The following is a 17,296-nucleotide window of genomic DNA, read 5'->3' on the forward strand; positions in this document are numbered from 1 at the left end:
GACCCCGAGCCATGCTCAATACGCTGCGCAAGATCGTCCAGGAAGTAAACTCCGCCAAAGATCTCAAGTCGGCGTTGGGGATCATTGTCTTGCGCGTCAAGGAGGCCATGGGCAGCCAGGTCTGCTCCGTCTACCTGCTTGACCCGGAAACCAACCGCTTCGTGCTGATGGCTTCCGAAGGCCTGAACAAGCGCTCCATCGGCAAGGTCAGCATGGCCCCCAACGAAGGCCTGGTCGGCCTGGTCGGTACCCGGGAAGAGCCGCTGAACCTGGAAAACGCCGCCGACCACCCGCGCTACCGCTACTTTGCCGAAACCGGTGAAGAAAAATTCGCCTCCTTCCTCGGTGCACCGATCATCCACCACCGCCGCGTGGTCGGGGTATTGGTCATCCAGCAGAAGGAGCGCCGCCAGTTCGACGAAGGCGAAGAAGCCTTCCTGGTCACCATGAGCGCCCAGCTTGCCGGGGTTATCGCCCACGCAGAAGCCACCGGTTCGATCCGTGGCCTGGGGCGCCAGGGTAAGGGCATTCAGGAGGCCCGCTTCGTTGGTGTGCCGGGTTCACCGGGTGCCGCTGTCGGGCGTGCCGTGGTCATGCTGCCACCCGCCGACCTGGAAGTGGTGCCGGACAAGACCGTCGATGACATCGACGCCGAACTCAAGCTGTTCCAGAACGCCCTCGAAGGCGTGCGTGACGACATGCGCAAGTTGTCGGCCAAGCTGGCTACCCAGCTGCGCCCGGAAGAGCGCGCGCTGTTCGATGTGTACCTGATGATGCTTGAAGACGCGGCCCTGGGCGGTGAGGTGACCGAGGTCATCAAGACCGGCCAGTGGGCCCAGGGCGCGCTGCGCCAGGTGGTGGGCGAGCACGTCAACCGCTTCGAGCTGATGGACGATGACTACCTGCGTGAGCGTGCATCCGACGTCAAGGACCTGGGCCGGCGCCTGCTGGCCTACCTGCAGGAAGCCCGCTCGCAGGCGCTGGTGTACGCCGACAACACCATCCTGGTCAGTGAAGAGCTGACCCCGGCCATGCTCGGCGAAGTGCCCGAAGGCAAGCTGGTCGGCCTGGTCTCGGTACTGGGCTCGGGCAACTCCCACGTTGCCATCCTCGCCCGCGCCATGGGCATTCCCACTGTCATGGGCCTGGTCGACCTGCCGTACTCCAAGGTCGACGGCATCGAGATGATCGTCGACGGCTACAAGGGCGAGGTGTTCACCAACCCCAGCGAAGTGCTGCGCAAGCAGTACAGCGAAGTGGTCGAGGAAGAGCGCCAGCTGGCCAAAGGCCTGGATGCCCTGCGCGAACTGCCCTGCGTCACCCCCGATGGCCACCGCATGCCGCTGTGGGTCAACACCGGGTTGCTGGCCGACGTCGCCCGTGCCCAGCAGCGTGGCGCCGAAGGGGTTGGCCTGTATCGCACCGAAGTGCCGTTCATGATCAACCAGCGCTTCCCCAGCGAAAAAGAGCAGCTGGCAATCTACCGCGAGCAGCTGGCGGCCTTCCACCCGCTGCCGGTTACCATGCGCACCCTCGACATCGGCGGTGACAAGGCGCTGTCGTACTTCCCGATCAAGGAAGAAAACCCGTTTCTCGGCTGGCGCGGCATCCGCGTCACCCTCGACCACCCGGAAATCTTCCTGGTGCAGACCCGCGCCATGCTCAAGGCCAGCGAGGGCCTGAACAACCTGCGCATCCTGCTGCCGATGATCTCCGGCATCCACGAGCTGGAAGAGGCGCTGCACCTGATCCACCGTGCCTGGGGCGAGGTGCGTGACGAAGGCACCGATGTGCCGATGCCGCCGGTGGGGGTGATGGTGGAGATCCCGGCAGCGGTGTACCAGACCAAGGAGCTGGCGCGCCAGGTGGACTTCCTGTCGGTGGGGTCCAACGACCTGACCCAGTACCTGCTGGCGGTGGACCGCAACAACCCACGGGTCGCCGACCTGTACGACTACCTGCACCCGGCGGTGCTGCAAGCGCTGAACACAGTGGTGCGTGATGCCCATGGGGAAGGCAAACCGGTGAGCATCTGTGGCGAGATGGCGGGCGACCCGGCGGCGGCGATCCTGCTGATGGCGATGGGCTTCGACAGCCTGTCGATGAACGCCACCAACCTGCCAAAAGTGAAGTGGATGCTGCGCCAGGTGAACATGAGCAAGGCCAAGGAGCTGTTGGTCGACGCCTTGAGCCATGACAACCCGCAGGTTATCCACAGCTCGCTGCAACTGGCCCTGAAGAACCTTGGGCTGGCGCGGATGATAGGGCCTGGGGCCAATAAGACCCTGTGATTCAGCGTTGGCCTGTACCGGCCTCTTCGCGGGCTTGCCCGCTCCCACAGGTATCGCGCCGCGTCTGAAGGCTGCGCTGTACCTGTGGGAGCGGGCAAGCCCGCGAAGAGGCCAGAACAGGCAACATCAAATGATCAGACCTGCAACTCAACTTCCCCCAAATGCCCACCAAACGGCCCAAAACTACGCTCAATAAGCCGTCTTCTACCCTGATCATCAACAATCAGCACGGTACTGGCCCGGGTCCCATAATTCTGGCTGGCAATAAACACACTCGACAGCAACTTCTCGGTCGCCATCCCCACGCCGGTCTCCGGTAGATCCCCATCCGCCGCAGGCTCGCCATCAGCCAGCAACGCCAGCAATCGCGTCGGCTCGGGCGTTTCCAGCAACCTCTCAAGCCCGCTTCGCGCTTTCAACAACTTCGGCCACGGCGTATCCAGCCCGGCATTGGACAGCCCGTACACACCGGGCTCCAGCAAGCGTGGCGCCCCGTCCCGGGCATGCAGATAACCCAGTTGCCGCCCGTCACCCACCAACAGGTTGAATCCCGAATACTGCCCGCTGCGGCTGGCCACCTGGTCCAGGTAAGCCTCGACCCCCAGCTCACCCTGCAAGTACGCCGCCACCAGCTCGCCCCGCGAGCGCGGCCCCAGCGGCTGCCCTGGGTCACGGATATTGGTCAGCGCTGCAAAGCGCCCCTGCGGGCCCACGCCCAGCCAGGTACCACCGGCCTCCAGGTCGCGCCCGGCATACACCCCGGGCGCATCCTCCCAGGCCGCCAGGGCCTGGGTAGGGCGGGCATGGAACTCGTCGCGGTTGGCCGCCACGATCAGCGGCAGGGCATGCCCCGGCCGCCAGGCAAATACGATCAGGCACATCGGTTGGGCCTCTGTGTTTCTTGCCACTGTACCCACAGCGGCCGGGCGGATCCATCCTGACACAGAGTTCACTAGAGCCCCGAGCCCGGCTTCCGTTACCATGCCGGATTGTTTTCCTGGGGAAGCCGAATGGAATTCGTGCTCTATCTGCTGTTGGGCGCCTGTGCCGGTGTGCTGGCCGGGCTGTTCGGCGTGGGCGGCGGCATCATCATCGTGCCGGTGCTGGTGTTCAGCTTCACCTTACAGGGGTTCGATGCCTCGGTGCTGACCCACCTGGCAGTCGGTACGTCCCTGGCAACCATCGTCTTTACCTCGATCAACGCCGTGCTTGAGCACCACCGCAAGGGTGCGGTGCAGTGGTCGATCTTCGCCTGGATGACCTTGGGCATCCTGCTGGGTGCTGGTGTCGGTGCCAAGACCGCCTCGCTGATTCAAGGCCCGCTGCTGCAAAAGATCATCGGCGTGTTCGCCCTGGTCATCGCCGCACAGATGGCCCTGGACCTCAAACCCAAGGCCAGCCGTGGCATCCCCGGCAAGCCCGCGCTGATCGGTGCCGGCGGGGTGATCGGTTGGGCCTCGGCCATTTTTGGTATCGGAGGCGGATCGCTGACCGTACCGTTCCTGACTTCGCGCAGCCTGCCCATGCAGCAGGCGGTGGCCACCTCCTCGGCCTGTGGCCTGCCGATTGCCATGGCCAGTGCCCTGAGTTTCATGCTGCTGGGCTGGCACGAGGAGCACCTGCCGGCCCATAGCCTGGGTTACGTGTACTTGCCGGCACTGGTCGGTATTGCCGTGACCAGCATGTTTTTCGCCCGCTTCGGCGCGCGCCTGGCGCACAAGCTGTCGCCGCGTCTGTTGAAACGCCTGTTCGCAGCCCTGCTGTTCTGTGTCGGCCTCAGCTTTTTGATTTGAATCGAGAGGAAGTTCCATGCTGCCTTACCCGCAGATAGACCCCGTGGCCGTGGCCATCGGGCCGCTGAAAATCCATTGGTACGGCCTGATGTACCTGATCGGCATCGGTGGCGCCTGGCTGCTGGCCTCGCGCCGGCTGAACCGCTTCGACCCTACCTGGAGCCGCGAAAAGCTGTCCGACCTGGTGTTCTGGCTGTCGATGGGGGTGATCGTCGGTGGCCGCCTGGGCTATGTGCTGTTCTACGACCTGCACGCCTACCTGGCCAACCCGACACTGATCTTCGAAGTGTGGAAGGGCGGCATGTCGTTCCATGGCGGTTTCATCGGCGTGATGCTGGCGGCCTTGTGGTTCGGCAAGCGCAACAACAAGTCGTTCTTCGAGCTGATGGACTTCGTTGCCCCGCTGGTGCCGATTGGCCTGGGGGCCGGGCGCATTGGCAATTTCATCAATGCCGAGCTATGGGGTAAACCCACCGACGTGCCATGGGCGATGATCTTCCCGCCGTTCAGCGACCCGGCGCAGCTGCCGCGTCACCCGTCGCAGCTGTACCAGTTTGCCCTGGAAGGCGTGGCGCTGTTCGTCATCCTCTGGCTGTTCTCGCGCAAGCCGCGGCCAACCATGGCGGTCTCCGGCATGTTCGCGCTGTTCTACGGCATCTTCCGCTTCATCGTCGAATTCGTCCGCGTACCGGATGCCCAGCTCGGCTATATCGCCTGGGGCTGGCTGACCATGGGTCAGATTCTGTGCGTGCCGATGATCCTGGCTGGCCTCGGCCTGATCTGGTGGGCTTATAATCGCAAGCCCACGGCGAAACCCGCCTGATTAATCCCACGGCAGGGGCGATCCCCCTGCCGTTTTTGCTACAGGTAAGCCATGAAACAGTATCTGGACCTGGTCCGCGACGTGATCGAAAACGGCACGCTGCAGGGCAACCGCACCGGAATCCGCACCATCAGCCTGCCGGGCGCGATGCTGCGCTTCGACCTGCAGAAGGGCTTTCCGGCCATTACCACGCGCAAGCTGGCGTTCAAGTCGGCGATCGGCGAAATGGTCGGCTTCCTGCGGGGCGTGAAAAACGCCGGTGAATTCCGCGAACTGGGCTGCAAGGTCTGGGACCAGAACGCCAACGAAAACGCCCAGTGGCTGGCTAACCCGTTCCGCCAGGGCCATGACGATCTGGGCGAAATCTACGGCGTGCAATGGCGCCAGTGGCCGGGCTACAAGCGCATCCCGCTGAGCAACCCGGCTGCCATCGAAATGGCCGAGAAGGCCGGTTTCCGCCGTATCGCCCAGGACGAAGAGGACGGCGTTGCCTTCGTCATCCTGTACAAGGCCATCGACCAGGTGCGTCAGTGCCTGGATACCATCGCCAACGACCCGGGCAGCCGCCGCATCCTGTTCCACGGCTGGAACTGCGCGCAGCTGGACGAAATGGCCCTGCCACCGTGCCACCTGCTGTACCAGTTCCACCCGAATGTGGAGACGAAGGAAATTTCCCTGACCCTCTACATCCGCTCCAACGACCTGGGCCTGGGCACGCCGTTCAACCTCACCGAAGGCGCGGCGCTGCTGTCGCTGTTCGGCCGCCTGACCGGTTATACCCCGCGCTGGTTCACCTACTTCATCGGCGATGCCCATGTGTATGAAAACCACCTGGACATGCTGAACGAGCAGCTCAAGCGCGAGCCGCTGGAGGCGCCGAAGCTGGTGATCAGTGATCGCGTGCCGGCGTTTGCCGAGACCGGCAAGTACGAGCCGGAGTGGCTGGAGAAGATCGAGCCGGGTGATTTCTGGCTGGAAGGGTATGAACACCATGCGCCGATGACGGCGCCGATGGCGGTCTGAGAGATCTTTATCGCCTGAACCGGCCTCTTCGCGGGCGCGCCCGCTCCCACAGGTACTACACAGGCCCAGGCCTTGTGCGGTCCCTGTGGGAGCGGGCGTGCCCGCGAAGCTTTTAGGCTCAATGCCCGTGACTACGCCCCACATGTGAATGCTCGGTATCCGGCACCGATACCGCCCCGTTCGTCTCCAGTTGCTGCAAGATCGCGCACTCCGAGCCTTGCGCATTGCAGCGCCGCCGTAGCTCGACCAATTGCTCCTGTAACGCCACCAAGCCATCGATCCGCGCCTGCACATGCTCGATATGCTCGTCGACCAGCGCATTGACGCTGCCACAAGAATCATCCGGGCTGTCGCGCAGGCGTAGCAGGCTGCGGATCTCGTCCAGGGTCATGTCCAGCGTGCGGCAGTTGCGGATGAAGGTCAGCCGCTCGACGTGGGCCTGGGTATAGAGCCGATAGTTGCCTTCGGTGCGTGCAGGCTCCGGCAACAGGTTTTCACGCTCGTAGTAGCGGATGGTTTCCACCGCGCAGTCGGTGGCTTTGGCCAGTTCTCCGATCTTCATCACGAAATCTCCAGCAAATGGCTTGACCCTATAGTGGCTACAGGGTGTTCACTTGGCAACAGGCTCAATTTAAGGATGACCCCATGAACCAGCCTGTCAGCCACGAACACAAGCACTCGCACGATCACGCCCATGGCGATGACGACCATGGCCATGCCAGCCACGGTCACAGCTGCTGCGGTTCCAAAGCCGCGCCCTCTCTGGTGCAACTGAGCGAAACGGCCAGTGCCCAGGCGCAGCTCAGCCGTTTCCGCATCGAGGCCATGGACTGCCCCACCGAGCAGACCCTGATCCAGGACAAGCTGGGCAAGCTGGCCGGTATCGAGCAGCTGGAATTCAACCTGATCAACCGCGTGCTTGGCGTGCGCCATACCCTGGGCGGTACCGGCGATATCGAACGGGCCATCGACAGCCTGGGGATGAAGGCCGAGCCGCTCGGTGCCGAAGATGACGGCACAGCCGCCGCACCGCAACCGACCAAGGCCCGCTGGTGGCCGCTGGCATTGTCGGGTATTGCCGCGATCGCCGCTGAAGTCGTGCACTTTGGTGCGTTGGCGTCGGACTGGGTAGTGGCGGCATTGGCGCTGGCGGCTATTGCTGGCTGCGGCCTGGGCACCTACAAAAAGGGCTGGATCGCCCTGAAAAACCGCAACCTCAACATCAACGCGCTGATGAGCATCGCCGTGACCGGTGCCGTGCTGATCGGCCAGTGGCCGGAAGCGGCCATGGTGATGGTGCTGTTCACCGTCGCCGAGCTGATCGAGGCGCGTTCGCTGGACCGCGCGCGTAACGCCATCGGCGGGCTGATGCAGCTGACGCCAGACATGGCCACGGTGCAGCAGGCCGATGGCCAGTGGCGCGAGATGGAGGTGCGCGGGGTGGCCATTGGTGCCCTGGTACGGGTGCGCCCCGGCGAACGTATCGGCCTGGACGGTGAAGTGACCAATGGGCAATCGAGCGTCGATCAGGCACCGATCACCGGCGAAAGCCTGCCTGTGGAGAAGGCTGTGGGCGACAAGCTGTTCGCCGGCACCATCAACCAGGCCGGGGCACTGGAGTTCCGCGTCACCGCCGCCGCCGGCCAATCGACGCTGGCGCGGATCATCAAGGCCGTGGAGGAGGCGCAAGGCGCGCGGGCGCCTACCCAGCGCTTCGTCGACCGTTTTTCGCGCATCTACACGCCAGTGGTATTCGCCATCGCCTTGGCCGTGGCGGTGATCCCGCCGCTGTTCATGGCCGGTGCGTGGTTCGACTGGATCTACCGCGCCCTGGTGCTGCTGGTGGTCGCGTGCCCGTGCGCCCTGGTGATCTCGACCCCGGTGACCATTGTCAGCGGCCTGGCCGCCGCTGCGCGCAAAGGCATCCTGATCAAGGGCGGGGTGTACCTGGAGGGCGGTCGCCACCTGGACTTCCTGGCGCTGGACAAGACGGGCACCATCACCCACGGCAAGCCGGTGCAGACCGATGCCGAGGTGCTGCAGCCGTTGTTCGAAGGCCGGGCCCAGGCGCTGGCCGCCAGCCTGGGTGAACGCTCGGACCACCCGGTATCGCGTGCCATCGCCCAATTCGGCAAGGAGCAGGGCCTGGCCTTGAGCGAGGTTGATGACTTTGCAGCCCTGGCCGGGCGTGGCGTGCGTGGCACCATCGGCGGTGAGGTCTACCACCTGGGCAACCACCGCCTGGTCGAGGAGCTGGGCCTGTGCTCGCCCGAACTGGAAGCCCGGCTGGATGCGCTGGAGCGCCAGGGCAAGACCGTTGTCCTGCTGCTCGACCGCAGCGGCCCGCTGGCCCTGTTCGCCGTGGCCGACACGGTCAAGGACAGCAGCCGCCAGGCCATCGCCGAACTGCATGAGCTGGGCATCAAGACTGTCATGCTGACCGGTGACAATCCACATACCGCGCAGGCCATTGCTGCCGTGGTGGGCATCGATCGCGCCGAAGGCAACCTGTTGCCTGCCGACAAGCTGAAAACCATCGAAGCGCTGTACGCGCAGGGGCACCGGGTGGGCATGGTCGGTGACGGCATCAACGATGCACCCGCGCTGGCCCGCGCCGAGATCGGCTTTGCCATGGCGGCCGCCGGTACCGACACCGCCATCGAAACTGCCGATGTGGCGCTGATGGATGACGACTTGCGCAAAATCCCGGCCTTCGTCAGGCTGTCGCGCCAAAGTGCGGCGATCCTGATGCAGAACATCGTTCTGGCATTGGGCATCAAGGCGATTTTCCTGGCGATCACCTTTGCCGGCATGGCGACCATGTGGATGGCGGTGTTCGCCGACATGGGTGTGAGCCTGCTGGTGGTGTTCAACGGCTTGCGCCTGTTGCGCAAATAGAGGACGTGCATGCTGAGTTCGGAGCTGAAAGCCTTCTACATGGTGGCCCGCCTGGGCAGCATCACCCTGGCGGCGAAGAAGCTCGGGCTTAGCCAGCCCACGGTGACTACGCAGATCCGCAACCTGGAAAGCCAGTACGCGGTAGAGCTGTTCTACCGCGGCGGGCGGCGCCTGGTGTTGAGCGAAGAGGGCGTACGCCTGCTGCCGATGGTCAAGGCGCTGTTGCAGCAGGAGGCGGACATCGAGTTCGAACTGCGCAACAGCGGTCAGGCCCAGGGCAGCCTGCGCATTGCCGCCACGGCGCCTTACTACATTCTCGACCTGGTGAAGATCTACCGCGAACGCCTGCCGCAGGTGGAGGTGGCGGTGGAAATCGGCAACTCGCAGCAGGTGCTGGAAATGCTCGAGGACTACCGGGTGGATATCGCCGCTTCGTCGCAGTTGGTGGAAGATGCCCGCCTGGTACGCCGGGTGCTGGGCACTGATCCATTGGTTGTGGCGGTGCACCGCAACCACTCGTTGGCCCACCGCCAGGCGGTGTCCATCGACGTGGTGGCGGGGCATTGCCTGTTGATGCGCGAAAAAGGCTCGACCACGCGCAAGCTGACCGAACAAATGATGCAGGAGGCCGGGGTGACTGCCGGGGCCTTGCTGGAGATTGGCAGCCGCGAGTCGATCCGTGAGGCGGTGCTGCGCAACATTGGCATCAGTGTGATTGCCCGGCACGAGGTGCCGCACAATCCCGAATTGCGGGTACTGGCGCTGGAGAATGCGCCGGTGATGCATGAATACCTGTATTGCCTGAAAGAGCGGCGCCAGGCCCGGCTGCCGGCAGCATTCCTCGGGGTGGCGCAGGAAGTGGCGGGTTCGCACTTGTAGATTTGTGTTGGCTTCTTCGCGGGCTTGCCCGCTCCCACAGGTACTGCGCAGGTTCTGAATCTTGTGCGGGCCCTGTGGGAGCGGGCAAGCCCGCGAAGAGGCTGGTGCAGGCCATTACAAAATCTGCCTATACCACTATCACCGGCTTTTGCCCAAACGCCACAGAACCTTCGCACAGCCTTCCTAGCATGGCCCCCATCTCTTCGATGAGGCCTTGCCATGAACCACACCACCCCCGGCGCACAGATGAAAGTGCGCAACATCCACAAGCGTTTTGGTGCCTTCACCGCGCTCAACGATGTCTCGCTGGACATCGCCGCCGGCGAGCTGGTGTGCCTGCTCGGCCCGTCCGGCTGTGGCAAGACCACGCTGCTGCGCTGCATCGCCGGCCTGGAGCGCCAGGACCGCGGCACGCTGTACATCGGCGAGCGCGACATCTCCGAGCTGCCGCCCCAGGCCCGTGACTACGGCATCCTGTTCCAGTCCTACGCGCTGTTCCCTAACCTCACCGTCGAGGCCAACATTGCCTACGGCCTGACCGGCAGCGGCCGCGAGCAGGCGCGCCAACGGGTGGCCGAAATGCTCGCACTGGTAGGCCTGGCCGGCAGCGAGAAGAAGTACCCAGGCCAGCTCTCCGGCGGCCAGCAGCAACGCGTGGCCCTGGCCCGTGCGCTGGCACCGGCGCCGTCCCTGCTGCTGCTCGACGAGCCCATGTCGGCGCTGGACGCCCGGGTGCGCGAGCACCTGTGCACCGAACTGCGTCAATTGCAACGCCAGCTGGGCATTACCACCTTGATGGTCACCCACAACCAGGACGAGGCCATGCTGATGGCCGACCGCATTGCCGTGATGAACAACGGCCAGGTCGAGCAGTACGCCACCCCGCAGGAAATCTACGACCAGCCAGCCACACCGTTCGTCGCCGAGTTCGTCGGCCAGGGCAACTGGCTGCCATTCCAGCGCAGCAGTGAAAGCCACGCCCAGGTTGGTGGCATGAGCATGCGCCTGTCACCCGGCTCGGCCCAGGCCAGCAGTGGCCGGCTGTTCTGCCGGCCGGAGGCGATTACGGTCAACCCGGTGGTGCACGAAGAAAACCTGTTCCCGGCCAAGGTCCGCGAGATCACCTTCCTGGGTAACCGCTGCCGCATGAGCTTCGAGCTCAAGGCCTTGCCTGGCCATGCCCTGCTGGCTGAGCTGGCCCCCGAGGCCATGCCGCGCCTGGGCTCGCAGGACATCTGGGTGGCGCTGCCACCGCAGAGCCTGCAGGTGTTTGCCTGAGATGGCCGCGCCAATGTCCCTGCCGCTGCGCCAGGCCAAAACCGCGCCGCGTGCGGGCGTCGCCCTGGGTGACCGGTTGTTTGTCGTCGGTGGCAAGAGCCTGCTGCTGATCCTTCTGGTGCTGGCCGTGCTGATGCCGCTGCTGGCGATTTTCTGGCGTGGTTTCAGTGGTGAGGCGGGCCAGGGCGGCGGCCTGCTGGCGGCCCGCGAACTGTTTGCCAGCGACAACTTCCACTGGTTGCTGGGCAACAGCCTGTCGGTGGCCTTCACCGTAGCGGCCATCGTGGTGCCGCTGGCGTATCTGTTCGCTTATGCCCTGCAACGTACGCTGATCCCGGCCAAGGGCCTGTGGCGGGGGATTTCGCTACTGCCGCTGCTGGCGCCGTCGATGCTGCCGGCCATTGCGCTGGTCTACCTGTTCGGTAACCAGGGGCTGCTGCGCGGGTTGCTCAGCGACAACATCTACGGTTTCTGGGGCATCGTGCTGGGCGAGGCTATCTACACCTTCCCGCATGCGCTGATGATCCTGCTGTCGGCGCTGTCGCTGGCCGATGCGCGCCTGTTCGACGCGGCCTCCAGCATGGGCGCCGGCCCATGCCGGGCGTTCACCAGCATCACTTGGCCGGCTACCCGCCAGGCGGTGTTCGCGGCGTTTTGCCTGGTGTTCACCCTGACCATCACCGACTTCGGTGTACCGGTGGTGGTCGGCGGTGATTATCAGGTGCTGGCGCTGGAGGCCTACAAGGCTGTGGTCGGGCAGCAACAGTTCGGTCGTGGCGCGTTGATCGGCATGGTGCTGCTGCTGCCGGCCCTGTTCAGCTTCACGGTCGATGCCTGGCTGCGCCGGCGCCAGGGCGAGGCCATGAGCGGCCGTGCCCAGGTGTTCGAACCCAAGCCATCGCGTGGCCGTGATGCCTGCTACCTGGCCATTGTGCTGCTGGTGTGCGCGGCGCTGCTGCTGGTGATCGGCATGGCGGTGTACTCGTCGCTGGTCACCTTCTGGCCGTACAACCTGTCGTTGTCGCTGCGTCATTACATGTTCGAAGACACCGCCGGTGGCGGCTGGCTGGCCTATCGCAACAGCGTGACCATGGCCATCGGCACCGCGCTGATCGGCAGCATCGTGATCTTCACCGGTGCTTACCTGATGGAGAAAACCCAGGGCCAACGCCTGCTCAACCAGATGCTGCGCCTGCTCAGCTTCATCCCCATGGCCGTGCCGGGCCTGGTACTGGGCCTGGGTTATGTTTTCTTCTTCAACCTGAACGGCAACCCGCTGCATGTGCTGTATGGCGGCATGGGGCTGTTGGTGGTGTGCACCATCGCCCACTACCTGACCACCGCGCAAATGACTGCAACCACTGCGCTGCGCCAGCTCGATGGCGAGTTCGAGGCCGCTGCGCTGTCGCTGAAGGCGCCGCTGTACAAGCACTTCATGCGGGTGACCGTGCCGATCTGCCTGCCGGCGCTGCTGGACATCATCCGCTACCTGTTCGTCTCGGCCATGACCACCGTGTCGGCGGCGATCTTCCTGTACAGCCCCGACACCATCCTGGCGGCCGTTGCCGTGCTGAACATGGACGATGCCGGCAACGTTGGCGGTGCTGCTGCCATGTCCACCCTGATCCTGCTGACCAGTGCCGGCGCTTCACTGTTGCTAGCCGCAGCCTCACGCGGCCTGCTGCGCCGCTCCCAAGCCTGGCGCCAACGCGCCGCGACCGTCTGACCTGTAAGGAACCTACCCATGTACAAGCACCTTGCACTTGCCGCTGCCGTTTCCGCCGTGTTCAGCCTGCAGGCCTCGGCCGCCGGCACTCAGCTGACGGTCTATACCGCCCTGGAAGCCGAACAGCTGAAGAGCTACAAGCAGGCCTTCGAAAAGGCCAACCCGGATATCGAGATCAAATGGGTGCGCGATTCCACCGGCATCATCACCGCCAAGCTGCTGGCCGAGAAAGACCGCCCGCAAGCCGACGCCGTGTGGGGCCTGGCGGCGTCCAGCCTGGCCGTTCTCGACCAGAACGGCATGTTGGAAGCGTACGCGCCAAAGGACCTGGGCAAGATCTCCAGCAACTACCGCGATGCCGCCAACCCCCCGGCCTGGGTGGGCATGGATGTGTGGGCCGCGACCATCTGCTTCAATACCGTCGAGGCCGAGAAGCAGGGCCTGAGCAAGCCGGTGAGCTGGCAGGACCTGACCAAGCCGGAGTACAAGGGCAAGATCGTCATGCCCAACCCGGCCTCTTCGGGCACCGGCTTCCTTGACGTGAGTGCCTGGTTGCAGACCTTTGGCGAGCCGCAGGGCTGGGCTTACATGGATGCACTGCACCAGAACATCGGCCAGTACGTTCACTCCGGCTCCAAGCCGTGCAAGCTGGCGGCGGCGGGCGAGTTCCCGATCGGTATCTCGTTCGAGTACCCGGCTGTGCAGCTCAAGCGCCAGGGCGCGCCGCTGGATATCGTGCTGCCGAAGGAAGGCTTGGGCTGGGAGATCGAGGCAACTGCGGTGATCAAGGGCTCGCCCAAGGCGGATGCGGCCAAGCGCTTGGCTGACTTCTCGGCCAGCCCGGCGGCCATGGAGCTGTACAAGGAGAACTTCGCCGTGCTGGCTGCGCCGGGCATTGCCAAGCCGCAGACCGAATTGCCGGCGGACTATGAGCAGCGTTTGATCAAGAACGACTTTGCCTGGGCCTCGAAGAACCGTGACGAGATTCTGGCTGAATGGCGCAAGCGCTATGACGGCAAGTCGGAGAAGGTGGCCCAGCAGTAACCTGTATCGGCCTCTTCGCGGGCTCGCCCGCTCCCACAGAAAATGTGGGAGCGGGCGTGCCCGCGAAGAAGCCATTACTGAATCAAGCCAGGAGAAGACTTGAATGCCCACCCCTGCCGAGGTTATCGACAGCACCTTTGCCCTGTACGCACAGCATGGCAGCGACGACTACATCGGCGAAGCCATCACCCAGCTCGAGCACATGTCCCAGGCCGCGCAACTGGCCATGGCCGAAGGCTTCGACGATGAAGTGGTGCTGGCGGCGTTCTTCCACGACATCGGCCACCTGTGTGGCGGTGATGCCAGCATGGGCGGCTACGGCGTGGTCAGCCATGAGCGTATCGGGGCCGAATACCTGCGCCGTTGTGGCTTTGGCGAGCGCATGGTGCGGCTGGTGCAGTATCACGTGGAGGCCAAGCGCTACCTGACGTTGCGCCGGCCGGGGTATTACCAGCAGTTGAGCGAGGCGAGCCGGCGGACCCTGGAATATCAGGGGGGCGTAATGAGCGAGGCCGAAGCGGATGCGTTCGAAAGGGATCCGTTATTCGAGGTGAGTTTGCGGATGCGGGAGTGGGATGAGATGGCCAAGGAGGTTGGGGTGCCGGTGGTGGATCTGGATGGGTTGAAGCGGAAGGCTTTTGCTTTGCTCTGAAATTTTGGTTTGCAGCCAGCTCCCACAGGTACTGCACAGGTTTCGAAGGCAGTGGTGATCCCTGTGGGAGCGGGCGTGCCCGCGAATAGGCCAGACTTGCTCACTCAAAATTGTGAAACCAGCGCCTCCAGCTGTTCCTGCCGCTCAGCCTGGTTCAACTTCGCCCCTGGATTGAGCGTGGACCACTGCGGATGCGCCCGCGCCTTCACCAGGGCCTCCGGCAACCTGCCCTCGCGCCAGGCCTTCTCATCCAGCTCGCCCAGCCTGATGCGGTCCTGAGCCGCATGCCCACGGTTGTCCAGCGCTGCCATCAACTGCTGCTGACGCAAGGCCAGCAAGCGCAATACCGTATCGTCCACGGTCAGTTCGCGCTTGCCCTTGAGCTTGCCCATCAACCGCGACCCATAGTTACGCGCCGTCTGCAGCGCGCCCCCGGCAATCGCCCCGGCCAGCGCCGCAGCGCCGAGGGTAAGGCCGCCGACCAGCAAATCGACCCCCGCACCGGCCGCCGCGCCCGCCGCCACGCCACTACCCAGGCGTACGCCCAGCAGCTTCAAGGTCTCGGGGTTGAACAGGTCGTCGCCCCAGCGGCCATCGAGCAACGGCAGCTCGCTGGCATGGGCATCTTCGCGGCGGAAGGCATACAGCTTGAGCAAGGCCTCGACGCAGCGCTGTTCGCGCTGGCGCACGTCCTGGCGCAAGGCCTCGATGGCCTTGGCCTCGGCAGCCGGCACGGCCTCGACGCTACGCCGGCAGGCGGCGCAGTCCAGCAGCAGCTCGGCAATCAACCGCTTGCCGCTGTGTTGGCGAGCCAGGCGCTGTGCCTGCTGGTCGTCGATCAGCCGTTGCAAGGCCGGGCGGGCGTCCTCCAGCAGCAGGGCCAGGCTCTCGTACAAGCGGCGCTCGCCATCCTCGGGCGGGGCCACGCTGTCGAACCGCACCAACGCGTGAAGCCCAAGCCGGGCAAGGGCTTCACGCCATTGCGGCTCGCGGTGCTGGTGGCTGGCGACAAAGTTGAGCACCGGTAGCAACGGCTTGCCGCAGCTGGCCAGCACTTCCAGTTCGTCACGGTATTTGGCCAGCACCGGCTCGCGTGCATCGATCACATACAGCCCGGCATCGCTGGCCAGCAACTGGCGCAACACCTTGGCCTCCTGCTCGAAACGCTGGCGTGCTTCGCTGCCCTGCAGAAAGCGCTCCAGGCGGGCCGGGCCGTCCAGGCGTTCGCCCGGGCGCTCCAGGCGTTCGAGGTAGTCGAGCAGGGCAATGGCATCTTCAAGTCCCGGGGTGTCGTACAGCTCCAACAAGGGTTCGCCGTCCACCGACAGGCGCGCACCCTCCACGTGGCGGGTGGTGCTTGGGCGGTGGGAGACTTCGCCGAAACCGACATCACGGGTGAGGGTGCGCAGCAGCGAGGTCTTGCCAACGTTGGTGTGGCCGACCACGGCCAGTTTCAGCGGCTCAGTCATGGCCATGCTCCAGCCAGGTCAACGGCGAGGTATCGGCGTGCGCCAGGCCAAGGCGGTCGAGGGCTTCGTGCCAGTCGCCCAGGCGTTGGGCATCGAGGGCCTGACCAGGCGCGGCTTGTAAAAGCCAGATTCGGGTCGCGCCGGCATTGCGCGCCAGTTCGGCCAACAGTGCCAGGCTGCCGCGGTCTGGCGAGCGCCGTGGGTCGCAGGCGATGGCCAGGCGTGCCGGCGGAAAGCGGCTGAGTTGTTCGAGCAGGCGGTTGCGCGACTCGCGGCTGTCGAGCACGCCGGCATCGATCACGCTTTTTGGCAGGGTGGGCGGCCAGGGGCGCTGGTCGTCCAGTTCCAGACCTACCAGCAAGGCACCGCTGCTGCCGCTTTCCAGCTGGCCGGCGGCAAACTGCGGCAAGGCTTCGGGGGCGGCGTCCTGCACTCCCATGCGTTCGCTCCGGGGCATCAGCGCATCACGCAGGTGCGCGTAGCCGGGCAGGCTCAGGTCCAGCGACAGGCGCTCGTGGCCCTGGCGCCAGCGCCACAGGCATAACCCGGCCAGCAGCAGGCGCGGCAGCAGGCCGTACACCAGCACCACGCCGAGCAGCCAGCTGGCCCAGGCCTGGCGGGCCAGTTCCAGGGCCGGCAAGGTGCCGCCGCTGGCGCGGATCATGGCCTCGTCGGGTACGGCAAAGCCCAGCAGCGACGGCAGGGCGCCCAGTGCCTGGGTCAGGTGGATGAACGGGTCAGCGGCAAGTAACGTGGTTTCCCAGACAAAGCCGTAGCGGCGGGTGGCCAACAACGCCAGCAGCATGCCCAGCGCGGTAAGCATCGCCAGCAGCCACAGGCCGTGCACCAGCAAGCCGAGCAGCCAGCGGTTGAGGCGCGGGCGTTGCAGCAGCACCAGCAGTGCTGGCGCCAGGTGTGCGGCCATGGCGTCGCGGGCAAAGCGTTCGCTCAGCCACAGCCACAGGCGCCCCAGCCCTGCGCCATGCTCGCCACTCAGGGCAAAACCGATGGCCCAGCCCAGCAGCATCAGCAGGTTCAGCCCGAGCAGGCTGCCCAGCGCCCAGAACACATTCACCGGGCGCTGCCCGTCGCCCAGGGCGGCCAGCGCCAGGCCGGCGCCGCTGAGTACCGCCATCAGCAGCAAGGCCAGTAACGCCAGGCGTGCGCCCTGCTTCCAGTGGCGCAGGGCGGTGGTCATGCCGTCGCGCTCGGCCAGGCACAGCGCACGGGTTTCGATGCGCGTTGCCAGGTCGCCGCCTAGCTGGCGGGCGCGGCGGTTGGCCTCCTGGTCTTCCAGTGGGCCGGCATGTTCTTCACGCAGGCGTACCGCTTCGGTGAGCCAGCGCTTGTCCAGTGATGTCAGTGCAGTCACAAGGTCTTCCATTGCACAGGTCAGGGCAGAAGCATAACCCACACGCCC

14 protein-coding genes are annotated in these 17,296 nt (G+C 65.0%); 10 read left to right on the top strand and 4 right to left on the bottom strand.

Features of this window, described 5'->3' with window-relative positions:
• The first annotated feature begins 11 nt into the window (after window positions 1–11).
• Window positions 12–2,291 (top strand): phosphoenolpyruvate--protein phosphotransferase, encoded by a 2,280-nt coding sequence (ptsP, locus tag ACIQUI_RS03825; RefSeq protein ID WP_403195064.1) that lies wholly within the window; start codon window positions 12–14, stop codon window positions 2,289–2,291.
• 134 nt (window positions 2,292–2,425) lie between these two features.
• On the opposite strand, the gene ACIQUI_RS03830 is transcribed toward ptsP, so the two are convergent.
• A complete protein-coding gene (locus tag ACIQUI_RS03830) occupies window positions 2,426–3,172 on the bottom strand; it encodes an NRDE family protein (RefSeq protein WP_403195066.1) in 747 nt (248 codons plus the stop codon).
• 129 nt (window positions 3,173–3,301) lie between these two features.
• On the opposite strand from ACIQUI_RS03830, the gene ACIQUI_RS03835 reads away from it, so the two are divergent.
• The 3 genes from ACIQUI_RS03835 to ACIQUI_RS03845 are packed head-to-tail and all read left to right on the top strand — an operon-like array spanning window position 3,302 to window position 5,930.
• Window positions 3,302–4,084: a sulfite exporter TauE/SafE family protein gene (locus tag ACIQUI_RS03835; protein WP_403195068.1), complete on the top strand. Its 783-nt coding sequence runs from the start codon at window positions 3,302–3,304 to the stop codon at window positions 4,082–4,084.
• A 16-nt stretch (window positions 4,085–4,100) separates the two neighbouring features.
• Window positions 4,101–4,907 carry a prolipoprotein diacylglyceryl transferase gene (lgt, locus tag ACIQUI_RS03840; RefSeq protein ID WP_201201272.1) on the top strand — a complete coding sequence of 269 codons (807 nt, stop codon included), beginning with the start codon at window positions 4,101–4,103 and terminating at the stop codon, window positions 4,905–4,907.
• A 51-nt stretch (window positions 4,908–4,958) separates the two neighbouring features.
• Window positions 4,959–5,930, top strand: coding sequence for a thymidylate synthase (locus ACIQUI_RS03845; protein WP_403195070.1), 972 nt, complete (start codon window positions 4,959–4,961; stop codon window positions 5,928–5,930).
• Window positions 5,931–6,048: 118 nt separating this feature from the next.
• On the opposite strand, the gene cadR is transcribed toward ACIQUI_RS03845, so the two are convergent.
• Window positions 6,049–6,492 (bottom strand): cadmium resistance transcriptional regulator CadR, encoded by a 444-nt coding sequence (gene cadR / locus ACIQUI_RS03850; protein WP_403195073.1) that lies wholly within the window; start codon window positions 6,490–6,492, stop codon window positions 6,049–6,051.
• An 83-nt stretch (window positions 6,493–6,575) separates the two neighbouring features.
• Between cadR and ACIQUI_RS03855 the strand changes: the two genes are divergently transcribed.
• The 6 genes from ACIQUI_RS03855 (at window position 6,576) to ACIQUI_RS03880 (ending at window position 14,407) form a co-directional block, all read left to right on the top strand.
• On the top strand, window positions 6,576–8,828 hold the full coding sequence (locus ACIQUI_RS03855; RefSeq protein ID WP_403195075.1) for a heavy metal translocating P-type ATPase: 2,253 nt from the start codon (window positions 6,576–6,578) through the stop codon (window positions 8,826–8,828).
• Window positions 8,829–8,837: 9 nt separating this feature from the next.
• On the top strand, window positions 8,838–9,707 hold the full coding sequence (locus ACIQUI_RS03860) for a LysR family transcriptional regulator (protein ID WP_403195076.1): 870 nt from the start codon (window positions 8,838–8,840) through the stop codon (window positions 9,705–9,707).
• Between the two features lie 219 nt (window positions 9,708–9,926).
• Window positions 9,927–10,985: a putative 2-aminoethylphosphonate ABC transporter ATP-binding protein gene (locus ACIQUI_RS03865; protein WP_403195078.1), complete on the top strand. Its 1,059-nt coding sequence runs from the start codon at window positions 9,927–9,929 to the stop codon at window positions 10,983–10,985.
• A 1-nt stretch (window position 10,986) separates the two neighbouring features.
• Window positions 10,987–12,711, top strand: coding sequence for a putative 2-aminoethylphosphonate ABC transporter permease subunit (locus ACIQUI_RS03870; protein ID WP_403195079.1), 1,725 nt, complete (start codon window positions 10,987–10,989; stop codon window positions 12,709–12,711).
• A gap of 18 nt (window positions 12,712–12,729) precedes the next feature.
• Window positions 12,730–13,755, top strand: coding sequence for a putative 2-aminoethylphosphonate ABC transporter substrate-binding protein (locus ACIQUI_RS03875; RefSeq protein WP_403195080.1), 1,026 nt, complete (start codon window positions 12,730–12,732; stop codon window positions 13,753–13,755).
• Between the two features lie 103 nt (window positions 13,756–13,858).
• Complete coding sequence (locus ACIQUI_RS03880) at window positions 13,859–14,407, top strand: phosphonate degradation HD-domain oxygenase (RefSeq protein ID WP_403195083.1); 549 nt, start codon at window positions 13,859–13,861, stop codon at window positions 14,405–14,407.
• A 104-nt stretch (window positions 14,408–14,511) separates the two neighbouring features.
• On the opposite strand, the gene ACIQUI_RS03885 is transcribed toward ACIQUI_RS03880, so the two are convergent.
• Window positions 14,512–15,876, bottom strand: coding sequence for a GTPase/DUF3482 domain-containing protein (locus tag ACIQUI_RS03885; RefSeq protein WP_403195085.1), 1,365 nt, complete (start codon window positions 15,874–15,876; stop codon window positions 14,512–14,514).
• Entirely contained in the window at window positions 15,869–17,260 is a 1,392-nt protein-coding gene (locus ACIQUI_RS03890) for a DUF2868 domain-containing protein (protein ID WP_403195087.1), read from the bottom strand. The genes ACIQUI_RS03885 and ACIQUI_RS03890 overlap by 8 nt, the downstream gene beginning before the upstream one ends.
• Window positions 17,261–17,296 lie beyond the last annotated feature (36 nt).

The sequence above is a fragment of the Pseudomonas sp. NPDC090592 genome (assembly GCF_044769185.1).
Taxonomy (GTDB): domain Bacteria; phylum Pseudomonadota; class Gammaproteobacteria; order Pseudomonadales; family Pseudomonadaceae; genus Aquipseudomonas.